Source organism: Pseudomonas sp. RIT-PI-a (assembly GCF_001187875.1).
In the GTDB taxonomy this organism is placed as follows: Bacteria; Pseudomonadota; Gammaproteobacteria; order Pseudomonadales; family Pseudomonadaceae; genus Aquipseudomonas; species Aquipseudomonas coleopterorum.
The window spans coordinates 1-585 of sequence record NZ_LGIR01000010.1 but is presented as its reverse complement, the minus strand read 5'-3'; the positions used below and the strand labels follow the sequence as shown (position 1 = coordinate 585).

Below are 585 nucleotides of genomic sequence, written 5' to 3'. Positions count from 1 at the left end.
ACCAGAAGTAGCTAGTCTAACCCTCGGGAGGACGGTTACCACGGTGTGATTCATGACTGGGGTGAAGTCGTAACAAGGTAGCCGTAGGGGAACCTGCGGCTGGATCACCTCCTTAATCGACGACAACGGCTGGCTCATGAGCTCCCACACGAATTGCTTGATTCATTGAAGAAGACGATAGAAGCAGCCCGAAATTGGGTCTGTAGCTCAGTTGGTTAGAGCGCACCCCTGATAAGGGTGAGGTCGGCAGTTCGAATCTGCCCAGACCCACCAATTTTGTGTGGGAAACGCCTGTAGAAATACGGGGCCATAGCTCAGCTGGGAGAGCGCCTGCCTTGCACGCAGGAGGTCAGCGGTTCGATCCCGCTTGGCTCCACCACCACTGCTTCTGTGTTAGAGCTTAGAAATGAGCATTCCATCCAGGTGATGGTGAATGTTGATTTCTAGTCTTTGATTAGATCGTTCTTTAAAAATTTGGGTATGTGATAGAAAGATAGACTGGACAGACACTTTCACTGGTGTAGGTTCAGGCTAAGGTAAAATTTGTGAGTTGCTCTTTGAGTAAATGCGAATTTTCGGCGAATG

General features: G+C 49.6%; 2 tRNA genes and 1 rRNA gene. All 3 read left to right on the top strand.

Features of this window, described 5'->3' with window-relative positions:
• A 16S ribosomal RNA gene (locus AC788_RS02250) occupies positions 1–115 on the top strand; the annotation flags it as partial.
• A gap of 81 nt (positions 116–196) precedes the next feature.
• Positions 197–273, top strand: a tRNA-Ile gene (locus AC788_RS02245).
• Positions 274–303: 30 nt separating this feature from the next.
• Positions 304–379, top strand: a tRNA-Ala gene (locus tag AC788_RS02240).
• Positions 380–585: the final 206 nt, after the last annotated feature.